Raw genomic sequence first — 22,086 nt, forward strand, 5'->3', positions numbered from 1 at the left:
TCAGATTTTAATCAAAAAGACATTGTTATTCCAAGAAAAATTGTGTCCTTTGCAATATAACTTAATCACCCAAACACTATGTACGGTAAAATGCAAGAATATCTCCGCCAAACATTGGCTGAAATCAAGGAAGCCGGACTTTATAAAGAAGAACGACTGATTGAAAGTGCGCAGCAAGCTGCCATCACTGTAAAAGGTAAGGAAGTATTAAACTTCTGCGCAAACAACTATCTAGGATTGTCCAATCATCCCCGATTAATCAAGGCTTCACAGGAAATGATGAATAACCGTGGATACGGAATGTCGTCTGTCCGTTTCATTTGTGGAACACAAGATATACACAAAGAACTGGAAGCTGCTATCTCGGACTATTTCCAGACTGAAGACACGATTCTGTATGCTGCCTGCTTCGATGCTAACGGCGGTGTATTCGAACCGCTTTTCTCCGAAGAGGATGCCATTATCTCGGATTCGCTAAACCACGCTTCTATCATTGACGGGGTACGTCTTTGCAAAGCGAAACGTTACCGTTATGCCAATGCTGACATGAAAGACTTGGAAAGATGTCTGCAAGAAGCGCAGGCACAACGCTTCCGTATTATTGTTACGGACGGTGTGTTCTCAATGGACGGCAATGTAGCTCCGATGGATCAGATTTGTGATCTTGCCGAGAAATACGATGCGTTGGTAATGGTGGACGAATCTCACTCTGCCGGTGTGGTAGGTGCCACTGGTCATGGCGTAAGCGAGTTGTATAAGACTCACGGACGTGTAGATATTTACACAGGAACGTTGGGTAAGGCTTTCGGCGGTGCACTGGGAGGATTTACCACCGGACGCAAAGAAATCATTGATTTACTCCGTCAACGCAGCCGCCCGTATTTGTTCTCCAATTCATTGGCTCCGGGTATCATCGGTGCAAGTCTTGAAGTTTTCAAGATGCTGAAAGAGAGCAATGCACTGCATGACAAGTTGGTTGAAAATGTAAACTACTTCCGTGATAAGATGACGGCTGCCGGATTTGATATTAAACCGACACAAAGTGCTATTTGTGCGGTAATGCTGTATGATGCGAAACTGTCTCAAATTTATGCTGCACGCATGCAGGAAGAAGGGATCTATGTGACAGGTTTCTACTATCCGGTAGTGCCGAAAGATCAGGCCCGCATCCGTGTACAGATTTCTGCAGGACACGAAAAAGCACATCTTGACAAGTGTATCGCTGCCTTTATCAAGGTAGGTAAAGAGCTTAACGTATTGAAAACGGAATAACTCCGAAGCAAGGTTTCCTTGCAGAATCCATTTTTAGGCACGGATTACACGGATTACGCTGTTGCTTTATGCAAGCATATTTCTAAAAACCGTGAAATCCGTGTAATCCGTGCCTAAAAAATCTCTTTTATTTAATGAATTTTGAACCGCTGCTTAACTATAAAAAGATTATGGAAGAATTAACCCTCACTACTCCTACCCTGCTTTTCTCGGCAGTTTCATTGATTTTACTAGCTTATACCAACCGTTTCTTATCGTATGCCCAACTTGTACGCCAACTACGTGACCGCTACGTGGAAAACCCTTCGGATATCACTGAAGCTCAAATCGAGAATTTACGGAAACGGTTGAATCTGACCCGTACAATGCAAGGACTGGGTATTGCAAGCCTTTTTCTCTGCGTAGTCAGTATGTTTCTTATTTATATCGGACTGCAATTATTTTCCGCTTACGTATTCGGACTGGCACTGATTCTGTTGATAGCTTCTCTAGGCGTATCTTTCCGCGAAATACAGATTTCCACCCGTTCACTGGAGATTTACCTGGGAACAATGGAGAAAGGGAAAAACAAGAAATAATACGGTTGGCATTCCCTTCCATTAGTTTTTATCAAGACACTACCCGGCAAGGAAGGATGACCGTAAAGCGACTTCCCTTGCCTACTTCGGATTTGAGTTCAATCCTTCCACCCAACTTTTCTATAATCACCTGACAAATAGAAAGTCCCAATCCTGCTCCCTGTGAGAATTCGTTCTGTTTGTAAAAACGGCTAAAAATCATCCGTTGTTCTTCACGTGGAATACCCTTTCCGGTATCTTCTACATAAATCCGCACGTTACCTTCATCCGGTAGATAAATATACCCTAATTTGATATACCCGGTTTCCGTAAACTTACTGGCGTTATTCAAGAAGTTTGTTAGAACTTGTATCAAACGCTCCCTATCCACATTAATCTCCAAAGGTATATTATCCACTTCTTTCAGGAATTCCAGACGTGGGGCAATCAATACCTGGTGAGTCATATAAATGTCATCAATCAGCTCTCTCACCCTACATTTCTTGAATGAGAAAGACATATAGCCTGATTCGATACGGGAAAGCTCCAGAATATCGTTAATCAGTTTGAGCAACAACTCGCTGTTCTTGTTAATGGTACCGATGTATTCTTCGCGTTCTACGGAACTCAACCCATCTTCCAATGCCAGAATATTGGCAAAACCAACAATCGAATTAAGCGGAGTACGTATCTCATGGCTCATATTTGCCAGGAAGGATTGTTTCAATTCTGCCTTTTCAGCGAGCAAGCGCGCAGCTTCCAGTTCCTCTTCACGATCCTTTATATCTTGTATGTTGAGCAGCAAACCTGCTGTTTTATATTCGCCACCCGGTAGCTGTTTAGTAGTATAACGGAACTCCCACCACTGATATCCTTTACCGTCGAAGTTACAAAGCTCCCGTACTACTTTCTTTTGGGCTGTTTTCAGATTTTGCCAGTTGAACTTCACTCCTTCCCAATGATCGGGATGAATAAAGCTCATGAATTCCTTAAACGAAAGTTGTCTAGGATTCAGCCCTTGCGACGACCAGAATGCATCTTCAAAAACAAAACAACCGTTATCCAATCTCCAAGCATACGTCATTCCACCCTCAATAGCTAATGACAATGTTTCTTTTTCATCAGCCAATGCTATAAGCGCCTGTTTTTTTCTCGTCTGTTCCCGAAGGTATAACCACCAAAGCGAAGCAAAAAGAAATGTCAGGAAAAGAATTAGTGAAGCGACTAAAGTTCCCCAAAGAAATGGATACTTGTCTCTGAACGGAATATTAATAATGCTATATTTTGCAGGAATACTTTCCTTGCCCAAGCCAATTTGTTTCATTGTATTCCAGTCTACGGCATACTCTTTCCGACTTTCAACAATGGGTATATCCGAGGGGCTTGTACCATGTAATATGCGAACGGCAGTTTTCACTTCTTCTTCTACCTGAATAGGTAGCGAAGTGATGTATCCACCCAACAACTTCTCACCAAACCCAAAGGCTTCATTAATGGCTGTCAGACTGGGACTACCGCAGATGCTTCCAATATTAATAGTGGTGTAATCACGTTTCAACTGAATATAACATTGGTCGCGGTAGCTCCTGTTTAAAACCCACATAAAAGTGGCATCCGAATGATTTCTGGCATTACGCAAAGGAATAGCCATGAAGCGGGTATAACCTTCTTCCTGCACCAAACGTATCTGTTCTTCCGGAGAAAGTTCAGGATTATCTATGAATCCGGTCACTTTACATCCTTTAAACTGCTCCTTTGCATCTCTTCTGATTTGTTTGTCGATATAGGTAGTGTCGAGCATGGTAAACAAACGGACGTGCTCACCGAAGAGCTCTTTTGCCACACTGATATTCTCATTAAAGGCTATCTTGTCATGAAAACCTGTCACGTTGGGATGATGTTTCAACAATCCCCAATTCGGATAATTGACACCACCAAAAACCACAGGCACTTCTTTCGCCAACTGAATTCCACATTTCATCAATGAATAAGTGGCTTGGTCTTCATTCACCAGAATCACTTCCGGTCGCCAGTCTCTCGAAACGGAATCAACTAGAAAGCGCATCCGTTCCAGTTCCGGTTCCTCCCAATAAGATTCACAGTCTAAATAAACGGTACGAATATCAGCATCAATTTTCTCTTTTTCAAATTGCTCCGCTATCATCCGGTTAAATTCCGGATAAGCTGCATAAGTTTCCTCATAAGAGTGGACAACTAAAATACGTCGTTCCTCTTTTTGAGAACAACTACTCACCCCTAAAAGGAGCAATAAAGATAAAAGGAGCAATCTTACAATTCCTCTGTTCAAACCATTCATTTATAATAACCGGGATTAATTTCTCTCTGACTCGTAATACAAAGGTAGTTTATTTTCGAACATAAGCCAAATAAGTGAAAAAAAAGAAGCTGCCCGAACTGGAATTCAGGCAGCTTCTATAATATATTAAAGAACTATTTTCAGAGTAGCATCATTAACGCTGTCCCAATTGTGAGTCTACAAAGAAAATTCCGGTATCACCGGCTTTCTTGATCTTGTCAACAATGCCTTGTGCTGTAGCTTCTTCTTCTACTTGTTCACGAACAAATCCCCACAAGAAATCCTGTGTCGCTTTATCCTTTTCAGCAGCAGCTACGTCTACCAGCTTGTCTACCAATTGAGAAACATGACATTCATGTTTGTAAACGTGTTCGAATACTTCCAAAGGAGTACCCCATCCGTTAGGAACAACATCTATTTTATCAACTTTAGCAGCTCCTCCACGCTTGATAATATAATCTGCCATGGCATAAGCATGTCCCATTTCTTCTTGAGATTGCTTTTTCATCCAATGAGCAAATCCACTGAAACCTTCTCTCTCGAAATAGAAAGACATTGCTAAATACAGGTTAGCAGACCATATTTCAGCAGTAATCTGTTCGTTAATTGCATTCTGTAATTTTTCTGAAATCATAATCGTATTTTTTATTAAGTTGTTAATGTAGTTTCTTTTTGAACTCATTACAAAAATAACAAGCTTTCAGTTAAAATTGTTCCACGCACCCTACATTTTTAAACTACATTCACACTTTGATTGTAGCGGTTCACTTTTTACTTACACCAGTTCGTCAGAGGTATATCCTTTCGGCAGTTCACGGCAGTTATATCCGGAAGCCATTATTTCACCATAAGCACCGGCAGAGCGAAGGGCTATCAAGTCACCACGCTTCACTTTGTTCAGGTCAATCGCTTTTCCGAAAACATCCGACGATTCACAGATCGGTCCTACCACGTCGTATGCTTCCAATGGTTCTTCGGAAGTAATATTTTCCATTTTATGGAATGCCTGATACAGAGCCGGACGGATAAGATCGGTCATGCCAGCATCCAAGATGGCAAATTTCTTCCGAGCACCTTGTTTTACATACAGAACTTTAGAAATTAAGGAACCGCACTGTCCTACAACAGCACGCCCCAATTCAAAATGTAACGTCTGATAAGGACGCAATTTCAGTTGCCCGGCATAGGTAGCAAAATAGTCTTTGAAGTTCGGGATAGCCTGACGGTTGGGATGTCCATAGTCAATACCCAAACCACCTCCTACGTTAATATGTTCTACCAGAATTCTGCGAGCTTCCAATTTATCCTGTAATTCATTAACACGATTACAGAGAGCTACAAAATCGCCCATATCCAGAATCTGCGAACCAATGTGGAAGTGAAGGCCGATAAACTTTACGTTTTTCATCTCCTGTGCCACATCTATCACCTTGTCCATATCCTGCATACTGATACCGAATTTGTTTTCTGCCAAACCGGTAGTGATATTTGCGTGAGTATGTGCGCCTACATCCGGATTGATACGGAAAGCAACATTAGCCACCTTATTTTGAGCAGCAGCCAATTCATTGATTACTTCCAGTTCGGGAATAGACTCTACATTGAAACAGAAGATTCCGTACTCCAGCCCGAGGTTGATTTCCCAGTCCGCTTTACCTACTCCTGCAAAAACGACTTTATTGGCCGGGAATCCTGCACGGATAGCGGCGCGGATTTCTCCACCGCTCACACAATCGACTCCCATTCCGCTCTCACGGATGATAGTAAGTACTTTCGGGTTGGCATTTGCTTTGACAGCGTAATGCACTGAATAATTAGGATATTTGGCAACCTCATGGTTAATAGCCGACAATGTATCACGCAGCACTTTGGTATCGTAATAATAGAAAGGTGTCTGCAAAGTGCGGAATTTATCGATTGGAAATATTCCCTTCATAATTCGAAAAACTTGTTTAGTTGGTTAAAAAAGAGCGCTTTTATCAGTTCGGTAAAAGCGCTCGTGTTATTTATGGAATTACTTGCCGTTGAAAAGCATATCGCTCAACGATTGTAAAGCTACTTTCTTATCGCACTCCCGAATGAGGAAGGAGATATTGTAGTTACTTCCCCCAAACGAAATCATTCGCACCGGTATATCACGCATCGCATCGAGTGCTTTTGCTTCAAAACCGACATTTTCCCATTCAAGGTCACCTACAACACAGATGATACACATTCCTTTATCAACGGTTACTGTTCCGTATTTCTTCAGGTCATCCAGAATCTCATTAAGATGTTTCGTGTTATCTATCGTAACAGATACACCGACCTCTGACGTACAGATCATATCGATGGATGTCTGATAACTTTCGAAGATTTCGAACACCTTACGCAAGAAACCGTGAGCCAATAACATGCGGCTGGATTTGATCTTGATAGCAGTAATGTTATCTTTTGCAGCTACTGCCTTGATCTTACCTTTTTCCGTATCGTTGGAGATTAGTGTACCCGGAGCTTCCGGATCCATTGTGTTCAACAAACGGACAGGGATATTGGCATATTTAGCCGGCTGGATACAAGTAGGGTGCAGAATTTTTGCACCGAAGTAAGCCAACTCGGCTGCCTCCTCAAAATGAAGCTGACGCACCGGAGCGGTCTTGTCAACAATACGCGGGTCGTTATTGTGCATACCGTCGATATCTGTCCAGATCTGGATTTCGGAAGCGTTCACTGCTGCGCCGATCAGAGAAGCGGTGTAGTCGCTACCACCACGTTGCAGGTTGTCTATCTCACCGTAAGCATTGCGGCAGATGAAACCTTGCGTAATGTAGATCTCCGTATCCGGATAAAGATCGAGTTGAGCACGTAACTTATCCTTAATATATACGGGGTCCGGTTCTGCATTCTTATCAGTACGCATGAATTCCAAAGCCGGAAGCAACACGGACTTCACACCACATTCCTGCAGGTAGAAGTTTACCATCGCCGTAGAAATAAGCTCTCCCTGTGCCAAAACCACTTTCTCTTCGAACAAAGTGAAAAGGTCTTTAGTATAGGAGCGGATGTAGTCGAAGTGGGATTTGACAACTTCAAGACCTTTCTGTTTATATTCCTGGGTTGCAAAAAGCTCATCAATATGCTGTTTATATTTTGCTTCCAGCTTATTAATAATCTCGTTGGCACCCTCCGGATTCTTCTTATACAGATAGTCCGAAATTTCCACCAATGTGTTTGTTGTTCCTGACATAGCAGAAAGAACAACAATCTTCTGTTCACCATCGGTAATCAATTTGGCTACTTCCTTCATGCGCTGAGCAGAACCTACGGAAGTTCCTCCAAACTTTAAAACTTTCATTTTCGTTACTGTTTTAGTTATCTATATTTAAATCTATTTCTATTGTTCTCTGTCTGGGCATATATTCATCGGTCACATCTACAATCTGATGGTCGGCACAACGATATACCCTGCCCGGATAATCTTTCAGCAGTTGCAAATTGTGCGTCGTCATCACTACCGATGAGCCGGATTCGCAGATATTGTGCAACAATTCAACGATAGCTTTACCTGTCTCTACATCCAGATTTCCGGTAGGTTCATCCGCCAGGATGATAGCCGGAGAATTGAGTACGGCACGTGCAATCACAATGCGCTGCTGTTCGCCACCGGAAAGTTCGTTCGGAAGTTTATAACCTTTGTTGGACATTCCTACCAGTTGAAGCACTTCTTCAATGCGATCCTGTATCTCCTGTTTGTTTTTCCAGCCTGTGGCACGAAGCACAAATTCCAGGTTATTATATACAGTACGGTCTGTAAGCAACTGAAAATCCTGGAATACAATGCCTAATTTGCGGCGCAGCTGCGGGATATGCTTACGTTTGATAGATCGCATATTATAGCCCAGCACTTCCGCTTCACCGTCAATTACGTCCAGTTCGCCATAAAGAGTCTTGAGCAGACTCGTTTTTCCCGAGCCTACTTTTCCGATCAAATAGACAAACTCTCCTTTGTGCAATTCCAGATTTACATCACTTAGCACACAGAGTTCCTGTTGATGGATTTCTACGTTCTTATATTGTATCAACGCCCCGTCATCCATGCCGACTCCCGTTTTAATTTTAATTTCTAATCTTTACTTATTAATGCTTCTTCCATGTACTGCTATGTCTTTCCTGCAGTTCACGTGCAAGATCTTCAATGCGATAGCCTTTTGAAGCAAGCAATACAATCATGTGATAAATGAGGTCGGCTCCTTCGTAGATCAAACGTTCGTCAGTACCGTTCGTTGCTTCGATCACTGTTTCCACAGCTTCCTCACCTACTTTTTGAGCTATCTTATTGATTCCCGACTCAAACAGACTGGTCGTATAAGAACCTTCGGGCATTTCTTCGTGACGCTTGTCTATGAAGTTCTGCAATTCTTTCAGGAACATGACCGGTTCTTCGTTTTTCTCCCCCCAACAAGTATCTGTGCCTGTATGACACACAGGGCCTACCGGTTCTACTTGAATCAGTAATGTATCATTGTCGCAATCGGCCTTTATAGATACAACATGAAGGAAGTTACCGCTTTCTTCACCTTTTGTCCATAAACGATTCTTCGTACGGCTAAAGAATGTTACTTTTCCGGTTTCTACCGTTTTATCATAAGCTTCTTTATTCATGAAACCCAGCATCAAGACCTTACGTGTCTCGTTGTCCTGTATGATAGCCGGAACGAGTCCGTTCATTTTATCGAAATCCAATTCCATTTTTATATAAGTTCTAATTACTATTTCAATTTACAATTACTATCTATCGCCTACGAATGTTTTTTTTACCTGATGGTAATTCCTTCGCCGCAGCCTAAAGGCTAATTTTTGCAGCACAGCAATTACCTGATGGTAATTCCTTCGCCGCAAAGATACGATTTTAATTCGGGAATTTTAATTTCTCCGAAGTGAAAAACACTGGCAGCCAATGCAGCATCTGCCTTTCCCTGTAAAAAGACATCACGGAAGTGCTCCTTACAGCCCGCACCTCCCGAAGCTATGATGGGAATGGAGAGCTGATCCGCTAAAGCAGCAAGTGCTTCATTTGCATAACCGGCTTTTACACCATCGTGATTCATGCTTGTGAAGAGTATTTCTCCTGCTCCGCGTTCCTGTGCCTCTTTAGTCCACTCGAACAGGTCTTTATCCGTTTCGATGCGCCCTCCGTTCAGGTAACATTTCCAACCATTTTCGGTCTGTTTAGCATCCACAGCCAACACACAAACCTGTGAGCCGAAATTCTTTGCAATTTCGTCAACCAACCGGGGATTGCGGATAGCGGAAGAATTGATAGAAATCTTATCCGCTCCTGCATTCAGCAGACGGTCTACATCACTTAATTCATTGATTCCACCACCTACGGTAAATGGGATATTGATATTAGCAGCAATCCGTTTTACCAATTCCGTAAAAGTCTTACGTCCTTCATGGCTTGCAGTAATGTCCAGAAAAACAAGTTCATCTGCTCCCTGTTCACTGTAAGCACGGCCTAACTCCACCGGATCACCGGCTTGGCGCAAGTTGACAAAATTCGTTCCTTTCACGGTTTGTCCGTCTTTTATATCCAGACAAGGTACTATTCTTTTTGCTAACACAATCCTATTTTATTTATTGTTCAACAATTTATAATCTATATTCCTGAAGCTTGATTCTTATCTCCCTTATAATAAAGGCATCTTATTTATTCCGATACGCTCATTATAGAAAGATTCTCAAATCCTGTAAAGTGACATGTCCTTCATATAATGCCTTACCGAAAATAACTCCGGGAACACCGGCCTCATCCAAGGCAACAATATCATCCACCTTGCTCACCCCACCACTAGCCATCAAGTAGAGATCAGGGAATTTTGCCAGCATCTCTTTATACAAATCAATAGAAGGGCCACTCAACATTCCGTCACAGCTAATATCCGTACAAATTACTTTTCGTATACCTTTATCTATATAATTTTCGAGAAATGGAAAAAGTTCACAGGCACTTTCATCTTTCCAACCATTGACGGCTATCTTATAATCTTTTACATCTGCCCCCAAAATAATCTTCTCACTGCCGTATATTTCCAGCCAATGACAGAATAATTCCGGATCTTTCACCGCAATGCTTCCTCCGGTTACCATCTGCGCACCGCTCTCAAAAGCAATTTTCAAATCTTCGTCACTCTTTACTCCTCCACCAAAATCAATAACGAGAGAAGTGCGTGCAGCAATTTGTTCCAACACCCGATAGTTGACAACGTGATGAGAAGCAGCACCGTCCAAGTCTACCACATGAAGTCTGCGAACACCGTTCGCTTCAAACTCCTTAGCAACTTCCACCGGATTCTCATTATACACCTTTTTACTATCGTAATCTCCCTGGGAAAGGCGTACGCACTTTCCGTCAATAATATCAATGGCTGGAATAATTTCTATCATCTGTTTATTTACTATTTGACAATTTACTATTTAATTATTTAGCTGCATACGCTTTCGGGTATCTCTAATCTATTTTAGAAACTAAGATATGCATCTTAGAGGTTTAAAAAGTTTGTCAGAATCTTCTCTCCTGTCTTGCCACTTTTCTCCGGATGGAACTGGGTAGCATAAAAGTTATCTTTATGCAGTGCAGCACTGAACGGGTGAATATAGTCAGTTGTAGCAGCAGTAAATTCGCAGGTCGGCACATAGAAGCTATGCACAAAATAGACAAACTCTTCTTCGGTGAACCCTTCAAACAATTTGCTATTCGTTTTCCCAATGGTGTTCCATCCCATGTGCGGCACCTTATCTTCATGTTTCTGCGGGACAAAACGTTTCACGTCCACATCAAAGATATTCAAACAATCGACTTCTCCTTCTTCGGAATGCCGGCACATCAACTGCATGCCAAGACAAATTCCAAATACAGGCTGACGGAGATTCTTAATCAGTTCGTCCAGTCCCGTTGCTTTCAAGTGGTTCATGGTAGTTTCCGCCTCTCCCACTCCGGGAAAAATAATTTTATCAGCCGATTGGAGTTCTTCTTTATCAGCAGTAATCACCGCTTCTACCCCCAACCGCTTTAAAGCATAATCCACAGAACGAATATTGCCGGCATTGTATTTTACAACTGCTACTTTCATCAGCTAAATATTACTGTTTTATTTTTATAAGCCAAAACTTTGCGCTCGATGTGCTTCTGCACTGCACGCGAAAGAACGATTTTTTCCAAATCCTTTCCTTTATTTACAAGGTCTTCAATAGCATCTTTATGAGTAATGCGCACTACATCCTGTTCAATAATCGGTCCGGCATCCAGTTCTGTCGTTACATAATGACTAGTTGCACCAATAATTTTCACCCCTCTCTGGAAAGCTGCGTGATAAGGCTTCGCCCCTACAAACGCAGGAAGGAAAGAGTGATGAATATTAATAATCTTATTCGGATAAGCATTAATCATCTGTTCGGAGATCACCTGCATATAGCGTGCCAATACGATAAATGTAATCTTATGTTTGGCAAGCAGCTCCATCTCCTTGCGTTCCTGTTCTTCTTTCGTCTCCTTAGTGATAGGGAACAGATAGAAAGGAATTCCAAAGCGCTCTGCTACGTGCTGCAAATCCGGATGGTTACTTATAATAAGAGGTATCTCTACATTCCACTCTCCTGCCGTATACCGGGCTAGCATATCGAAAAGACAATGTGACAGTTTGGATACAAAAATAGCCATACGCGGTTTAACATCAGAGAAATAAAGACGAAAATCCATTTCATATTTTTGCCCGTAGAGTGTTCTGAAATAATCTTCAATTTTTTCCTGCGGAACCAGAAAATCTTTCAGTTCCCATTCAATACGCATGAAGAAGATGTTCTCTACATGATCTACATACTGATCCAGATAGATAATATTTCCTTTGTTTACCGTAATAAAGTCTGTCACTTCCGCAAGGATTCCCGGTTTGTCGGGACAGTGCAATAACAGTTTGGCTGTTGTCATCATTCTTTTTACTAATTAACGATTCTAGGCGGATTATTTTCCACCTTTCTAATTTTAGTCCGCAAAAATAACGATTTATTGCAAAATTACGAATTATTCAAGCAGAAAGTTGATATAAAAACGGTGATTTCTTACAGATAGAAAGATATCGGGAGTTATTTTCAATGAAAAGAATGACAAACTTTAGGATAGTGACGCCATTGCCTTCGGATAGTGACGGTATTCCATCGTGATAGCGTCACTATAATGACCGGATACCGTCACTATCCGATCTGAAGAAAAACGAATATTTTTTTTCATTACAAAAGTACTCAAAATGAGACACTAAGCATTTTTCTCGTTTTTTCTTGAAAAAAACTTTTCTCAAAACGCTTGCAGGTTTACAAAAAACAACTACCTTTGCACCCGCAATCGAGAGAGATGCAGATTAATAAATTGAAATTCTGGTGCGTTAGTTCAGTTGGTTAGAATACATGCCTGTCACGCATGGGGTCACGGGTTCGAGTCCCGTACGCACCGCTTCTTTCATTAAGAAGCAAAGAGAATAGAAATGAGTTAATCCAATTAAAATTTGGTGCGTTAGTTCAGTTGGTTAGAATACATGCCTGTCACGCATGGGGTCACGGGTTCGAGTCCCGTACGTACCGCGGAAAGCCTAAGTCAATAGGCGCCAAAAAAGAGACAAGTCCTTCATATTCAGTGAATATGAGGGACTTTTTTTATTTATGTTGTCTTAGGAAAAAGCCAAAATAAAGCCAAAAAAAGACATTTAGTGTGTCCCATTTCATACCCCAAACCAAAAAGGGACACAGGGGGGTACGAGAAATCAAAGAAAAAGGGGTACGAATTGTCCAAAATTGGCAGTGTGTTGTCGGGAATTGGCAGTCTGCATAAAACTCATTAACAGATAGTTTACTTTAATTTTGTAACATTAAAAAATGAGTTTATGAAAAGTACATTTAAAGTTCTTTTCTTTTTGAAAAGAGACAAGCAAAAATCCGATGGCAGTGTTCCTATCATGTGCCGGATTACAATCGACGGACAAATAAGCCGTTTCAGTACCAAATTAAATGTGCATCCTAAATCATGGGATGTAAAGTCGTCAATGGCTCTGGGCAGAACAAAAGAAGCTGTCGAGATAAATACCTTTCTGGAAACAATTAAAACAGGCTTATACAACGTTTACCATGATTTACTCACCAAAGAGAACAATGTTAATCCTGATCGGGTTAAAAATATCTTTCTTGGTCTTGAAATTAAAAACCAAACCGTACTCGAATTATTCCAACGGCATGTTGATGATATCGCTAAATTGGTTGGTATAAGCAGGGCAAAAGGTACACTTCAAAAATATGACGTAGCCCGTAGGCACATGGCTAATTTTATTAAAGAGTATTATAATGTTGCTGATATTTCTTTGAAAGAGGTAAATCACTCCTTTTTGAGAAATTTTGAAGTGTACCTAATGACAAGCTGCAAATGTAAGGAAAATACTACTGCTAAATTCTTACAGCGATTCCGCACTATTATTCTTTTCGCCAAAAATAACGGTTGGATTCACATTGATCCTTTTGCCAACTATAAAATAAAGTTTAAGAAAGTCGATAGAGGCTATTTAATACAAGAACAAATAGACGAAATCATGAAGAAACAATTCTCTTCTGAACGTTTGGAGCGAGTAAGAGATATCTTTATTTTTAGCTGTTATACCGGACTTTCCTATATAGACGTAAAAGGATTGGATGAAAGTAATATCCGCATTTCATTTGATAATAATTTGTGGATAATGGGGAAACGTGAAAAGACAGGTACAAGCTACAATATTCCATTACTCGACATTCCAAAGCAAATTATTGAGAAGTATAAAGGGACGATGCCCAATAAGAAAGTTCTCCCTGTTCCAAGCAATCAAAAAGTGAATGAATATCTCAAAGAAATCGGAGCTGTTTGCGGTATTGACAAAGATTTAACATTTCATCTTGCAAGACACACTTTCGCCACTCTTACGCTTACAAAAGGAGTTTCCATTGAAAGTGTATCAAAAATGTTAGGTCATACAAACATAAAAACTACCCAAATTTATGCAAGAATTACCGATGTTAAGGTAAGCAACGATATGGCTTCTTTTGCTGAAAAACTTGAAGAAAGGCGAATCAAATCTAAATCTAATTTAGATAAACTTTTTGAATGCCTTTCATTGCATGAAAAAATGGCTTTATTTAATCTTCCCGGCACTCTGTCTGATGATCCCGAAAGATTAAAGCGTATATCTGTCATGTGGCATAGCCTTTCAGAAGAAGAAAAATTATCTCTCTGGTCTAATACTTTTGAAAATGAAGGCAATCTCACTTTTAAATCGGAAAAAGCCAATACTCAATTAGCTGTTTAACCCACTAATTTTTAATAGTAATGAAAAAAAATGAATATTCAACAGTAATAGCTCTGTTCGACGAGTATAATAAGAATGTATATAAGGTTAAAGCCTTATCTACCTACCTGAAATATGAAGCGGTGAGAAACTATATCGCTGATTACATTAAACAACGATATGGGAAAGTTGATTACTTGCTGTCCGAAATCGACGTCAATTTCATAATAGGTTTTGAAAATTACCTGATGAAGTTTCGCAAATATAACGTAAACACAGCCGCCAAGAAAATAGAATTATTCCGTCGTATTGTAAATATAGCCTGTGAAAAACAGGCTATATCCAACAACCCTTTTAGCCATTACCGGATTAAAAGGCAAGAGGTAGTTCGTGCCTTCCTTTCGGAAAAGGAGTTACAGTCTATTTTGAGCAAAAAGTTTTCGACTAAAAGACTTGAACAAGTAAGGGATGTATTTATCTTTTCCTGTTTTACAGGTCTGAATTATTCAGACTTATCAATGCTAACAACCGAAAATTTTGAAACAGATAAAGACGGTAATCCTATTATCAAAATTATGCGGAGCATGACATATACACCTGTTATAATCCCTTTGCTTTCAGTTCCGCAGAAAATTTTGAATAAGTACAGTCAAAATTTACCGATAGCAAGTAATCAAAAGATGAATGATTATTTGAAAGAAATCGGTGATATTTGCGGTATTGGTAAAAATCTCACTTTCAGGGTTGCAAGAAACACATTTGCGACTACTATTACCTATATGAATGGGGTACCCATTGAAACAATATCCCGAATGTTAGGACATACCAATATAAATACAACCCAAACATTGGTACGAATGGATAACGGAAAGATTGGGCGGGATATGTTGAAATTATCAGAACACCTTACAGGTATGGATACTGCATTAAACCTCTAAAAATATTTATCATGGAATTACAAATTATTCAAAGCAAGATTTATGAAATCCGAGGTATGCGAGTTATGTTGGATTACGATTTGGCTGAATTATATCAGGTTGAAACCAAAAATCTGAAACGTTCTGTTCGTCGGAACATAGACCGTTTTCCTCCGGATTTTATGATTGAACTCTCAAAGGAAGAGTACGATTTTTTAAGGTGCAATTTTGGCACCTTAGAAAATCAAGGACAAGGGCAACACGTAAAATACTTACCTTTTGCATTTACTGAACAGGGTATAGCCCAACTGTCAAGCGTTCTTAACAGCACGTTGGCCATTCAGGTTAATATATCTATTATCAGAGCTTTTGTCGCTTTACGACAATATGCACTGGGTTATGCGGAATTAAATCGTAAATTGGAGGAATTTATGGTGGAAACAAATATGCAGTTTAGTGATATTTACCAAGCTCTTACCGAACTTGCATCACAAAAGGAACTGGAAAATAAACCCCGTAAGCGTATTGGTTATAATGTTCAACAGGATGAAGAATAATATATTATGGAACGAGGATATATAAATATTAAAGAAAATAGTGAAAATCAACTGATTGTTGAAGCAAAACTTGTAAATTGCACCCTGTGGGTAACGAAACATCAAATTGCCGACTTATTTAATGTATTTGTCAATACGATTGGTAACAATCTACGGAGTATATTCAAATCCGGCTTGCTCCGTGAAGAAGATGTTACCCGAATACATAAATTTGAGAGCAACGGGCACCCATGCGAAACGGTACTGTATAATCTGGAAGCACTGATATTTGTCAGCTACCGTGTAGCATCTTTTGAAGCAAAAGCATTTCGGGAATGGGTAATGAAAGCATTAACCGAATATACCCGGACTGATAATAAAAAATCAACAGAAGTTCTGATAGTATATAACCTACACTCAAAACTTCCGGCTATTTCGATGAATTAATAAACGTTTAATACATTTAGATATGAAACACGTATTTTATTTACTTATCGCTGTTTTTATGGTTTCCTGCGGTTCAAACTCATCAACGAGTAATTACGAAAAAACCATTACTGATAACCTGTTAAAAGGGAGCGACACAAAAGAAAATCTCAACTTCAAAATTATTGAGATTAGCGAAACCGGCAACGTTACGGTTGCCGACAGTATCGCCTATCTTACTGATGAATTTCAGAAAAATAATCAACCTAACATCAGTAAGATTGAGCTGGCTAAAAAAATGAGTGAAGATCTACTGGCAAGAGAAAAAAATCAAGCTAAAATTGATAAATACAATGCTGATATTGCACGGATGAGCAATACTATTGATTCTCTAAAAAATCTTACTCCGGATAATCTTAACGGATATGACAGTAAGAATCCGAATGATGTTCTTGCCGTAATTGTTAGATGCAAATACTCAATCGCTCCGGGTGGAACAGCCGTTGAAGAAACATTTGATTTCTACTTATCTCCTGACGGCAGCAAATGCTACGGAAAAACCAGAGCAAAATAAAAATACATATCACAATCCAAATGGAGCCTGTATCGTAAAAATCGGTACAGGCTTTTTTTGTATATAGCTTTCCTTTCTGTGAGGAAAGTTCTGCGTTTTATTATGATAAACGCAAAGCAGACAACCAAATTTCCTTTTTTCTGTACTTCCCTCGGTATAATTTCTTCCTCATTTAGTTATGACCATAAAAAAGGAGGGGTTCGGAGTGAACGAGTATCAGGCGCGAATTTATTTCATGTTTATTGGCTGCACAAGATCAGACGTGTTTTTAAAAAAATCTTCCTCGATTCAAAATCTCTTTTGTAATAGATTTTAAGAAATTATCCGGGCAATAATTATAGCCTCTTTTCTTAAAGAAATGTATCTGCACCCCAATCAGGTACAGGAAAGCGAGTGTATTTTTTTGAAAAATCTTGATGCTGCCAAAAAGCACTGCGTGAGTAAGGCACCTGAAACTCGATCACACCTCACCCTCTCCATACTGGCATAAAAAAAAAGTCAGAAATTATGAGAAGTACAGAAAAAAATAGGAAACAACGACCGACAGCCTACCATCCAATTAGCATAAAATTGGTTTTAAAAATCGTTTTGGCGGTTTTGGGCTTCTGTGTGTGGGGAACAGGGTTTATTTGGGCTTTAGTGGGCTTGTATCTCTTTCTTCCTGTTATACGGGGTATCCTCTCCTTTTTCGTGGGTATGGGTGCTATAATCCTCTTTATTCTCGCAATGCTGACCTTTTTATAATCCCTTAAAATTTAGAGTTATGAGCAAAGTATTTTTATTAGGAGCAAACAAGGAAATTGACAAGGCTATACAGGTTGTTCAAGTCAATCAGGTTATCCAAATGGAGGGTTATAGCTATGACAGATATGTAGTCTATGACATCGTTAAAAATAACTGGGGTATCACTTACAAGCTGATTAACCTACGGAAAAAAGTTTTTCAGACAGCAGACATAATCAGACCATTAAGCGAAAAATTCGGTATCGGTTATTATTACGACAGCGAAAATCCTGAATTTATGGATGGTTTTGAAGTGGCGTTACTTCTTCAGGAAGCGAAAGACATAGTTAAAGCGGAAACAGACGAAGCCGAAAAAGAGAAGATAAGAGTAGAAGAAGTTAAGGTAATAGGGCGTAAACGTTTTGCCGAGATATTTCCCGAAGATGCGCAAGCGGTAATCGTGGCACGTCTGAAACAAAACGAAAGCGATAGTCAAACCGACTATTACGGAAGTAGCACACAACGCACCGTCATTTTAGGCTTTTCCAAACATAAAAGGGATATTTTTTCCGAAATGCGTAAATACGCATCAAACTTCGAGGAAACCGCCTATTTAGCCGAGTTTAACGAGGATTACGAAAATAGGGAAAAATACTCTATGGGTGCAGGGTATTATTTAGGAGAATATAGGCATAGCGGTTGGATAATTAAAAAAGTGCCAGTATATAACCGTGAACGCACTATTGAAGATTTTGCATACACAGCAGGAAGCGAAGATAATATACATATCAGTAAGTCCAACACAACGCCACCAACCAACCAGACAGGGGAAAGTAAATGCGGTTGTACAATGGTTGAGTATTCAGCCAAAGCAGTAGCGGTATTCGGGGAAACCAAAGCAATTAAAGACGAACTAAGAGCAATGGGAGGACGCTTCAACAGTCGATTAACCTTTAATGGGAAAAAAATTAAAGGATGGATTTTCCCGAAATCACAAGAGCAAAGGTTAGCCTATTATTTCGGATTGGATTAAACAATGTAGAACACAGGGCAGAGCCTATCTGCCCTACTAAAAACAATCACCATGAGAGTAGATATAGATATGAAATTCATCCACAGGTATAATAAAAACCTATCCTGTATAATTCTCGCAGAAACTGCAAAAGGGTGGAAAGTCAGCCAAACGGAAACCTTTGCCAACCCAAGAAAGAAGCCAAAAGTAACCGTCCAATTCTATCATGCAATTTGGTTTGATGACCAAAAAGGAGAATGGGACGCAGTAAATAATTAACAATCAAAAAACAATATATCATGTATTACGGATTAAAGAACCCCAATAGAAAACAAGAGTTCATTAATAGAATGAACCAACAAATTAAAGTAAATGAGAACCTTATAAAAGGTTTGGAAACGTGTGAGCCGTTTATCAGAGCCTTTAATGGCAAGGTAGCCAATTCAAAGCTAATTAAAGCCATATACACCGCAGAGAACCCGAACAACCTTTCTTACAGCATCACCGAAAAAAGAGGATGTAAAGGCATTGCAATCGGTATATCTGACAATAATCACAGAATGTATGCAAGTGTGGAGGGCAAAACATGGAATTATCTGACATCATACAACTGCGTTTTTCTCCTGCCAACAACCAAGCCTGATGAAAATTCACAAGACAGGATAAATGCGGATGAAGCAATCAAGCAAATTGAAATAGAAAAAGAATACCTCACAATTCTAATACAAGAATGTAAAGCCGATTTACAGATGTATGATGAAGAAATAACCGCATGGGAAGAACTTGAAAGGCAGATTGAAGCCTATGAACAAAAGTTCTCACCCAATCTGCGAGGAACTATAACAATGAGTGCAAGATAAAAGAAGTCAAACACGGGGCAGTAACCCTGCCCCACAAAATAACAGTCATGAAATACAGAGAATTGTCAGCATACGAAAAATTGCAAAAGATACAGGACATCAATTTTTGCAGGGCAGAACGCCACAATGTAGCTATATATCTGAACGCATTAAGACGTAACGACAGGGCGATAATAGAGGAATACGAGAGTTTTGGAAATACCCCTCGCCAGTTATTAATGAATAAACGAGAGTACGAAAGACATTTAGTATTTGGCTTCATTAAAAAGGAATTTAACGAATACGGTTGGTTGGAAAGACCTGATTTTTTGGAACGTGAAGAAATACAATTCCCACATCGGGACGGTTGGGCGGTATCTAACCATATCACACTGGGTAAAGGCTTAAACGGAAAATGGACTTATGGAATGAGTTACTCTCACAGTACAGGCGGATCAGGCTATGGGCTTAATGTATGGGGTAAAATATTCGACAATAGAAAAGACTGCCTGAAAGCAGCATTAAATGAAATGCTTACAGGACTTGAAAAAGACAGCAGTAAGACCGACCGATATGCAATCAATGTATTAAAACAAGCGAAAGCCTTATTTGACGAGATTACAGGGCGTAAACCTGTACAATTAGAATTATCATTCTTTTAATAAATCCAATCAATATGAAACCGAATAAAATAGCAATTATGTATAAGGGAGTTGTACATTTCCTGAACAGGGTAACAGGCGAAAGCAAGCATTATCAAATAGCTTTTGAAACTGACCGTTGGAGCATCCGTTTTTATCTGTTACAGAACGGTCAAATCCGAATAATCATAAATAAGTCTATCAAAAAGAGCGAAACGGAATATCATACGCATTTCTGCTATGACTGTTATTGCACACTTGATAAGAATGGTTTATTTCTCGATGACGTTCACGATCCTGCCACTTGCCGAAAGATAACCAACCCTACTAAATGGTTTACCATTGAACCCATGTTAAGGGATATTCACAACCAGTTAAAAGAAGAACTGGAAGCCTTGCACCCTTTCGACCTGATACACGATATAAGAGATTTAGAACACTTCATATACAGGAAAATGGAAGAATACGGAAAGGTAGAATTTACCGTAAACAACTCCCTACGTTTCGGTATCGGTGAAAATGCCTATACCACAAGCGAAGAAGCATTGAAAGCCAAAGAAAAAGAACCTGTTGTTTTGCTAAATCTATTCAATGGCAATCATATAATATCTAAAGACACTATCATCTTTTTCCTGTACTGGCTTTTGGACAGGGATAAAGAATTAAGTGTATCAGACGGACAAAAATTGAAAACGGTTGTCAGATCATTTGAGGAAAGTCCCAAAAAGCCGAATGAATGGTCTTTGCAAACTCTTAATACGTGGTGGCAATGGCTTAGTTTTGATGAATTTGAAGATATTACAGGTATAGAGCAGGACAGAGACGGCAATAATGAAATAGATGCAAAATTCCTTGATGATGCCAACCAATTTTGGCAAAATAAAACCTTTCAAGAAAAAATCAAAATTTATCAATCCAATTCACACTTACATGAGATTGTAAAAGAAAGGATTGAAGCATATGAATAACCAAAGGGCGGAGTAATCCGCCCATAATCTCAAAAAGCATGAAATTGAAAGTAAATAAAACAAATAAGACCTGCACAATTAGCGGACTAACTTCAACCGAAGTTGATGTAATATTGGGAATCGTAGATACTGCTAACAGGCGATGTTTCCGAGAACAAGAAGATAGCGGAGAATGGTATAGCAACGATGATTTTGTACTATCACTTACCGATGAACAACGACAAGCGTTGTCAAAAATCGGAGAAGAAATACAGCAAATTTATAACAGTTAATTATCAATATCATGGCACAGGAAAAAATAGACGATTGGATGCAAGATGCCAAAGACCTTGCAAAAGCGGAACGGGAACTCAAAATAGAACATTGGGTATATATAACCTTTGAAGTAAGGGACGAGGACAGAAACCGTGAAATACTACATATAATCGACATCCCTCGTGCCATGTTAGACCGTTGGCGGTGGGTTATTGAGTGGCGCAGGGCAAAATTGGTATGTAAATACCCCCGTAAGAAAATTTGGGTATATCACTGTGCATACGACAAGCGGACGGGATTGCAAACAGGTTTTGACTTCCTTTTAGGCAAAGTAGCTTCGGCAAAAGCGCAGATAACTAAGGTAGAAAGGGCAATCGCCAAATATATCGACTATATGACACACAATGACCTGTTTTTCAATCTTGAAACGGATGAAAAGTTACTCAAAGCCAAAGCCAAATTGGAACAGAAAAAGAAAAATTATAATGAAGCGTATGCCATTTTACAGGCAGAAGTCATCAAGCATAAACAGAACAGCACCATGTATAAATTATTTATTGGATTCAAAAAGTTGGGCGAGTTCAGCTCTATAATGGAAGCCAAGAAATACGCAGATAATAGCGGACTATCAGGTACTTTTAACCTGATTGGAGACAAGTATCAAGATAATTGGTATGTTTCCTCAATGCAAGTACAAACCTCTAAATAACAAAGA

General features: G+C 39.6%; 24 protein-coding genes, 2 tRNA genes and 1 pseudogene. 17 read left to right on the forward strand and 10 right to left on the reverse strand.

The window, feature by feature from the left end; genetic code table 11:
* The first annotated feature begins 78 nt into the window (after positions 1–78).
* Positions 79–1,272 (forward strand): glycine C-acetyltransferase, encoded by a 1,194-nt coding sequence (gene kbl / locus I2I13_RS17870; protein ID WP_148364964.1) that lies wholly within the window; start codon positions 79–81, stop codon positions 1,270–1,272.
* 170 nt (positions 1,273–1,442) lie between these two features.
* Entirely contained in the window at positions 1,443–1,850 is a 408-nt protein-coding gene (locus I2I13_RS17875; protein WP_149939683.1) for a DUF2721 domain-containing protein, read from the forward strand.
* Positions 1,851–1,881: 31 nt separating this feature from the next.
* On the opposite strand, the gene I2I13_RS17880 is transcribed toward I2I13_RS17875, so the two are convergent.
* The 10 genes from I2I13_RS17880 to purU form a co-directional block, all read right to left on the reverse strand.
* Positions 1,882–4,146 carry a sensor histidine kinase gene (locus I2I13_RS17880; RefSeq protein WP_195650144.1) on the reverse strand — a complete coding sequence of 755 codons (2,265 nt, stop codon included), beginning with the start codon at positions 4,144–4,146 and terminating at the stop codon, positions 1,882–1,884.
* 154 nt (positions 4,147–4,300) lie between these two features.
* On the reverse strand, positions 4,301–4,780 hold the full coding sequence (locus I2I13_RS17885) for a ferritin (protein ID WP_099146809.1): 480 nt from the start codon (positions 4,778–4,780) through the stop codon (positions 4,301–4,303).
* A 141-nt stretch (positions 4,781–4,921) separates the two neighbouring features.
* Positions 4,922–6,082 (reverse strand): diaminopimelate decarboxylase, encoded by a 1,161-nt coding sequence (gene lysA / locus I2I13_RS17890; RefSeq protein ID WP_099146808.1) that lies wholly within the window; start codon positions 6,080–6,082, stop codon positions 4,922–4,924.
* A 78-nt stretch (positions 6,083–6,160) separates the two neighbouring features.
* Positions 6,161–7,480: an aspartate kinase gene (locus tag I2I13_RS17895; RefSeq protein ID WP_099146807.1), complete on the reverse strand. Its 1,320-nt coding sequence runs from the start codon at positions 7,478–7,480 to the stop codon at positions 6,161–6,163.
* A gap of 13 nt (positions 7,481–7,493) precedes the next feature.
* Positions 7,494–8,222 carry a cell division ATP-binding protein FtsE gene (locus I2I13_RS17900; protein WP_004304028.1) on the reverse strand — a complete coding sequence of 243 codons (729 nt, stop codon included), beginning with the start codon at positions 8,220–8,222 and terminating at the stop codon, positions 7,494–7,496.
* 40 nt (positions 8,223–8,262) lie between these two features.
* Complete coding sequence (gene hisIE / locus I2I13_RS17905) at positions 8,263–8,874, reverse strand: bifunctional phosphoribosyl-AMP cyclohydrolase/phosphoribosyl-ATP diphosphatase HisIE (protein ID WP_148364961.1); 612 nt, start codon at positions 8,872–8,874, stop codon at positions 8,263–8,265.
* Positions 8,875–8,996: 122 nt separating this feature from the next.
* The gene (gene hisF, locus I2I13_RS17910; RefSeq protein ID WP_009000029.1) at positions 8,997–9,749 is read right to left on the reverse strand and encodes an imidazole glycerol phosphate synthase subunit HisF; all 753 of its coding nucleotides are present in this window, start codon (positions 9,747–9,749) and stop codon (positions 8,997–8,999) included.
* A gap of 103 nt (positions 9,750–9,852) precedes the next feature.
* A complete protein-coding gene (gene hisA, locus I2I13_RS17915) occupies positions 9,853–10,572 on the reverse strand; it encodes a 1-(5-phosphoribosyl)-5-[(5-phosphoribosylamino)methylideneamino]imidazole-4-carboxamide isomerase (RefSeq protein WP_195650145.1) in 720 nt (239 codons plus the stop codon).
* Between the two features lie 95 nt (positions 10,573–10,667).
* Positions 10,668–11,258, reverse strand: a complete 591-nt coding sequence (hisH, locus tag I2I13_RS17920) for an imidazole glycerol phosphate synthase subunit HisH (protein WP_195650146.1) — start codon at positions 11,256–11,258, stop codon at positions 10,668–10,670.
* Positions 11,258–12,115 carry a formyltetrahydrofolate deformylase gene (gene purU, locus I2I13_RS17925; RefSeq protein WP_004297049.1) on the reverse strand — a complete coding sequence of 286 codons (858 nt, stop codon included), beginning with the start codon at positions 12,113–12,115 and terminating at the stop codon, positions 11,258–11,260. The genes hisH and purU overlap by 1 nt, the downstream gene beginning before the upstream one ends.
* A gap of 442 nt (positions 12,116–12,557) precedes the next feature.
* On the opposite strand from purU, the gene I2I13_RS17930 reads away from it, so the two are divergent.
* The 15 genes and pseudogenes from I2I13_RS17930 (at position 12,558) to I2I13_RS18000 (ending at position 22,080) form a co-directional block, all read left to right on the forward strand.
* Positions 12,558–12,631: transfer RNA gene (locus tag I2I13_RS17930), tRNA-Asp, on the forward strand.
* Between the two features lie 54 nt (positions 12,632–12,685).
* Positions 12,686–12,759: transfer RNA gene (locus I2I13_RS17935), tRNA-Asp, on the forward strand.
* A gap of 299 nt (positions 12,760–13,058) precedes the next feature.
* Positions 13,059–14,249: pseudogene (locus tag I2I13_RS17940) on the forward strand (site-specific integrase); the annotation flags it as partial.
* 272 nt (positions 14,250–14,521) lie between these two features.
* Positions 14,522–15,418, forward strand: a complete 897-nt coding sequence (locus I2I13_RS17945) for a site-specific integrase (RefSeq protein WP_129733282.1) — start codon at positions 14,522–14,524, stop codon at positions 15,416–15,418.
* An 11-nt stretch (positions 15,419–15,429) separates the two neighbouring features.
* Complete coding sequence (locus I2I13_RS17950; protein ID WP_129733283.1) at positions 15,430–15,954, forward strand: ORF6N domain-containing protein; 525 nt, start codon at positions 15,430–15,432, stop codon at positions 15,952–15,954.
* A gap of 6 nt (positions 15,955–15,960) precedes the next feature.
* Positions 15,961–16,380, forward strand: coding sequence for a virulence RhuM family protein (locus I2I13_RS17955; protein WP_129733284.1), 420 nt, complete (start codon positions 15,961–15,963; stop codon positions 16,378–16,380).
* A 22-nt stretch (positions 16,381–16,402) separates the two neighbouring features.
* Complete coding sequence (locus tag I2I13_RS17960; RefSeq protein ID WP_129733285.1) at positions 16,403–16,933, forward strand: hypothetical protein; 531 nt, start codon at positions 16,403–16,405, stop codon at positions 16,931–16,933.
* Between the two features lie 507 nt (positions 16,934–17,440).
* Positions 17,441–17,677, forward strand: coding sequence for a hypothetical protein (locus tag I2I13_RS17965; RefSeq protein ID WP_203558333.1), 237 nt, complete (start codon positions 17,441–17,443; stop codon positions 17,675–17,677).
* A gap of 19 nt (positions 17,678–17,696) precedes the next feature.
* Positions 17,697–18,689 (forward strand): fusion protein, encoded by a 993-nt coding sequence (locus tag I2I13_RS17970; RefSeq protein ID WP_129733287.1) that lies wholly within the window; start codon positions 17,697–17,699, stop codon positions 18,687–18,689.
* Between the two features lie 51 nt (positions 18,690–18,740).
* A complete protein-coding gene (locus I2I13_RS17975; RefSeq protein WP_129733288.1) occupies positions 18,741–18,947 on the forward strand; it encodes a hypothetical protein in 207 nt (68 codons plus the stop codon).
* 20 nt (positions 18,948–18,967) lie between these two features.
* A complete protein-coding gene (locus I2I13_RS17980; protein WP_129733289.1) occupies positions 18,968–19,528 on the forward strand; it encodes a hypothetical protein in 561 nt (186 codons plus the stop codon).
* Between the two features lie 47 nt (positions 19,529–19,575).
* Positions 19,576–20,169, forward strand: a complete 594-nt coding sequence (locus I2I13_RS17985; protein ID WP_129733290.1) for a hypothetical protein — start codon at positions 19,576–19,578, stop codon at positions 20,167–20,169.
* A 14-nt stretch (positions 20,170–20,183) separates the two neighbouring features.
* Positions 20,184–21,116 (forward strand): hypothetical protein, encoded by a 933-nt coding sequence (locus I2I13_RS17990; protein WP_129733291.1) that lies wholly within the window; start codon positions 20,184–20,186, stop codon positions 21,114–21,116.
* Positions 21,117–21,154: 38 nt separating this feature from the next.
* Positions 21,155–21,388 (forward strand): hypothetical protein, encoded by a 234-nt coding sequence (locus tag I2I13_RS17995; protein WP_129733292.1) that lies wholly within the window; start codon positions 21,155–21,157, stop codon positions 21,386–21,388.
* Positions 21,389–21,399: 11 nt separating this feature from the next.
* Positions 21,400–22,080: a hypothetical protein gene (locus tag I2I13_RS18000; protein ID WP_129733293.1), complete on the forward strand. Its 681-nt coding sequence runs from the start codon at positions 21,400–21,402 to the stop codon at positions 22,078–22,080.
* Positions 22,081–22,086 lie beyond the last annotated feature (6 nt).

The sequence above is a fragment of the Bacteroides sp. D55t1_190419_B8 genome (assembly GCF_015558905.1).
GTDB classification, from domain to species: domain Bacteria; phylum Bacteroidota; class Bacteroidia; order Bacteroidales; family Bacteroidaceae; genus Bacteroides; species Bacteroides vicugnae.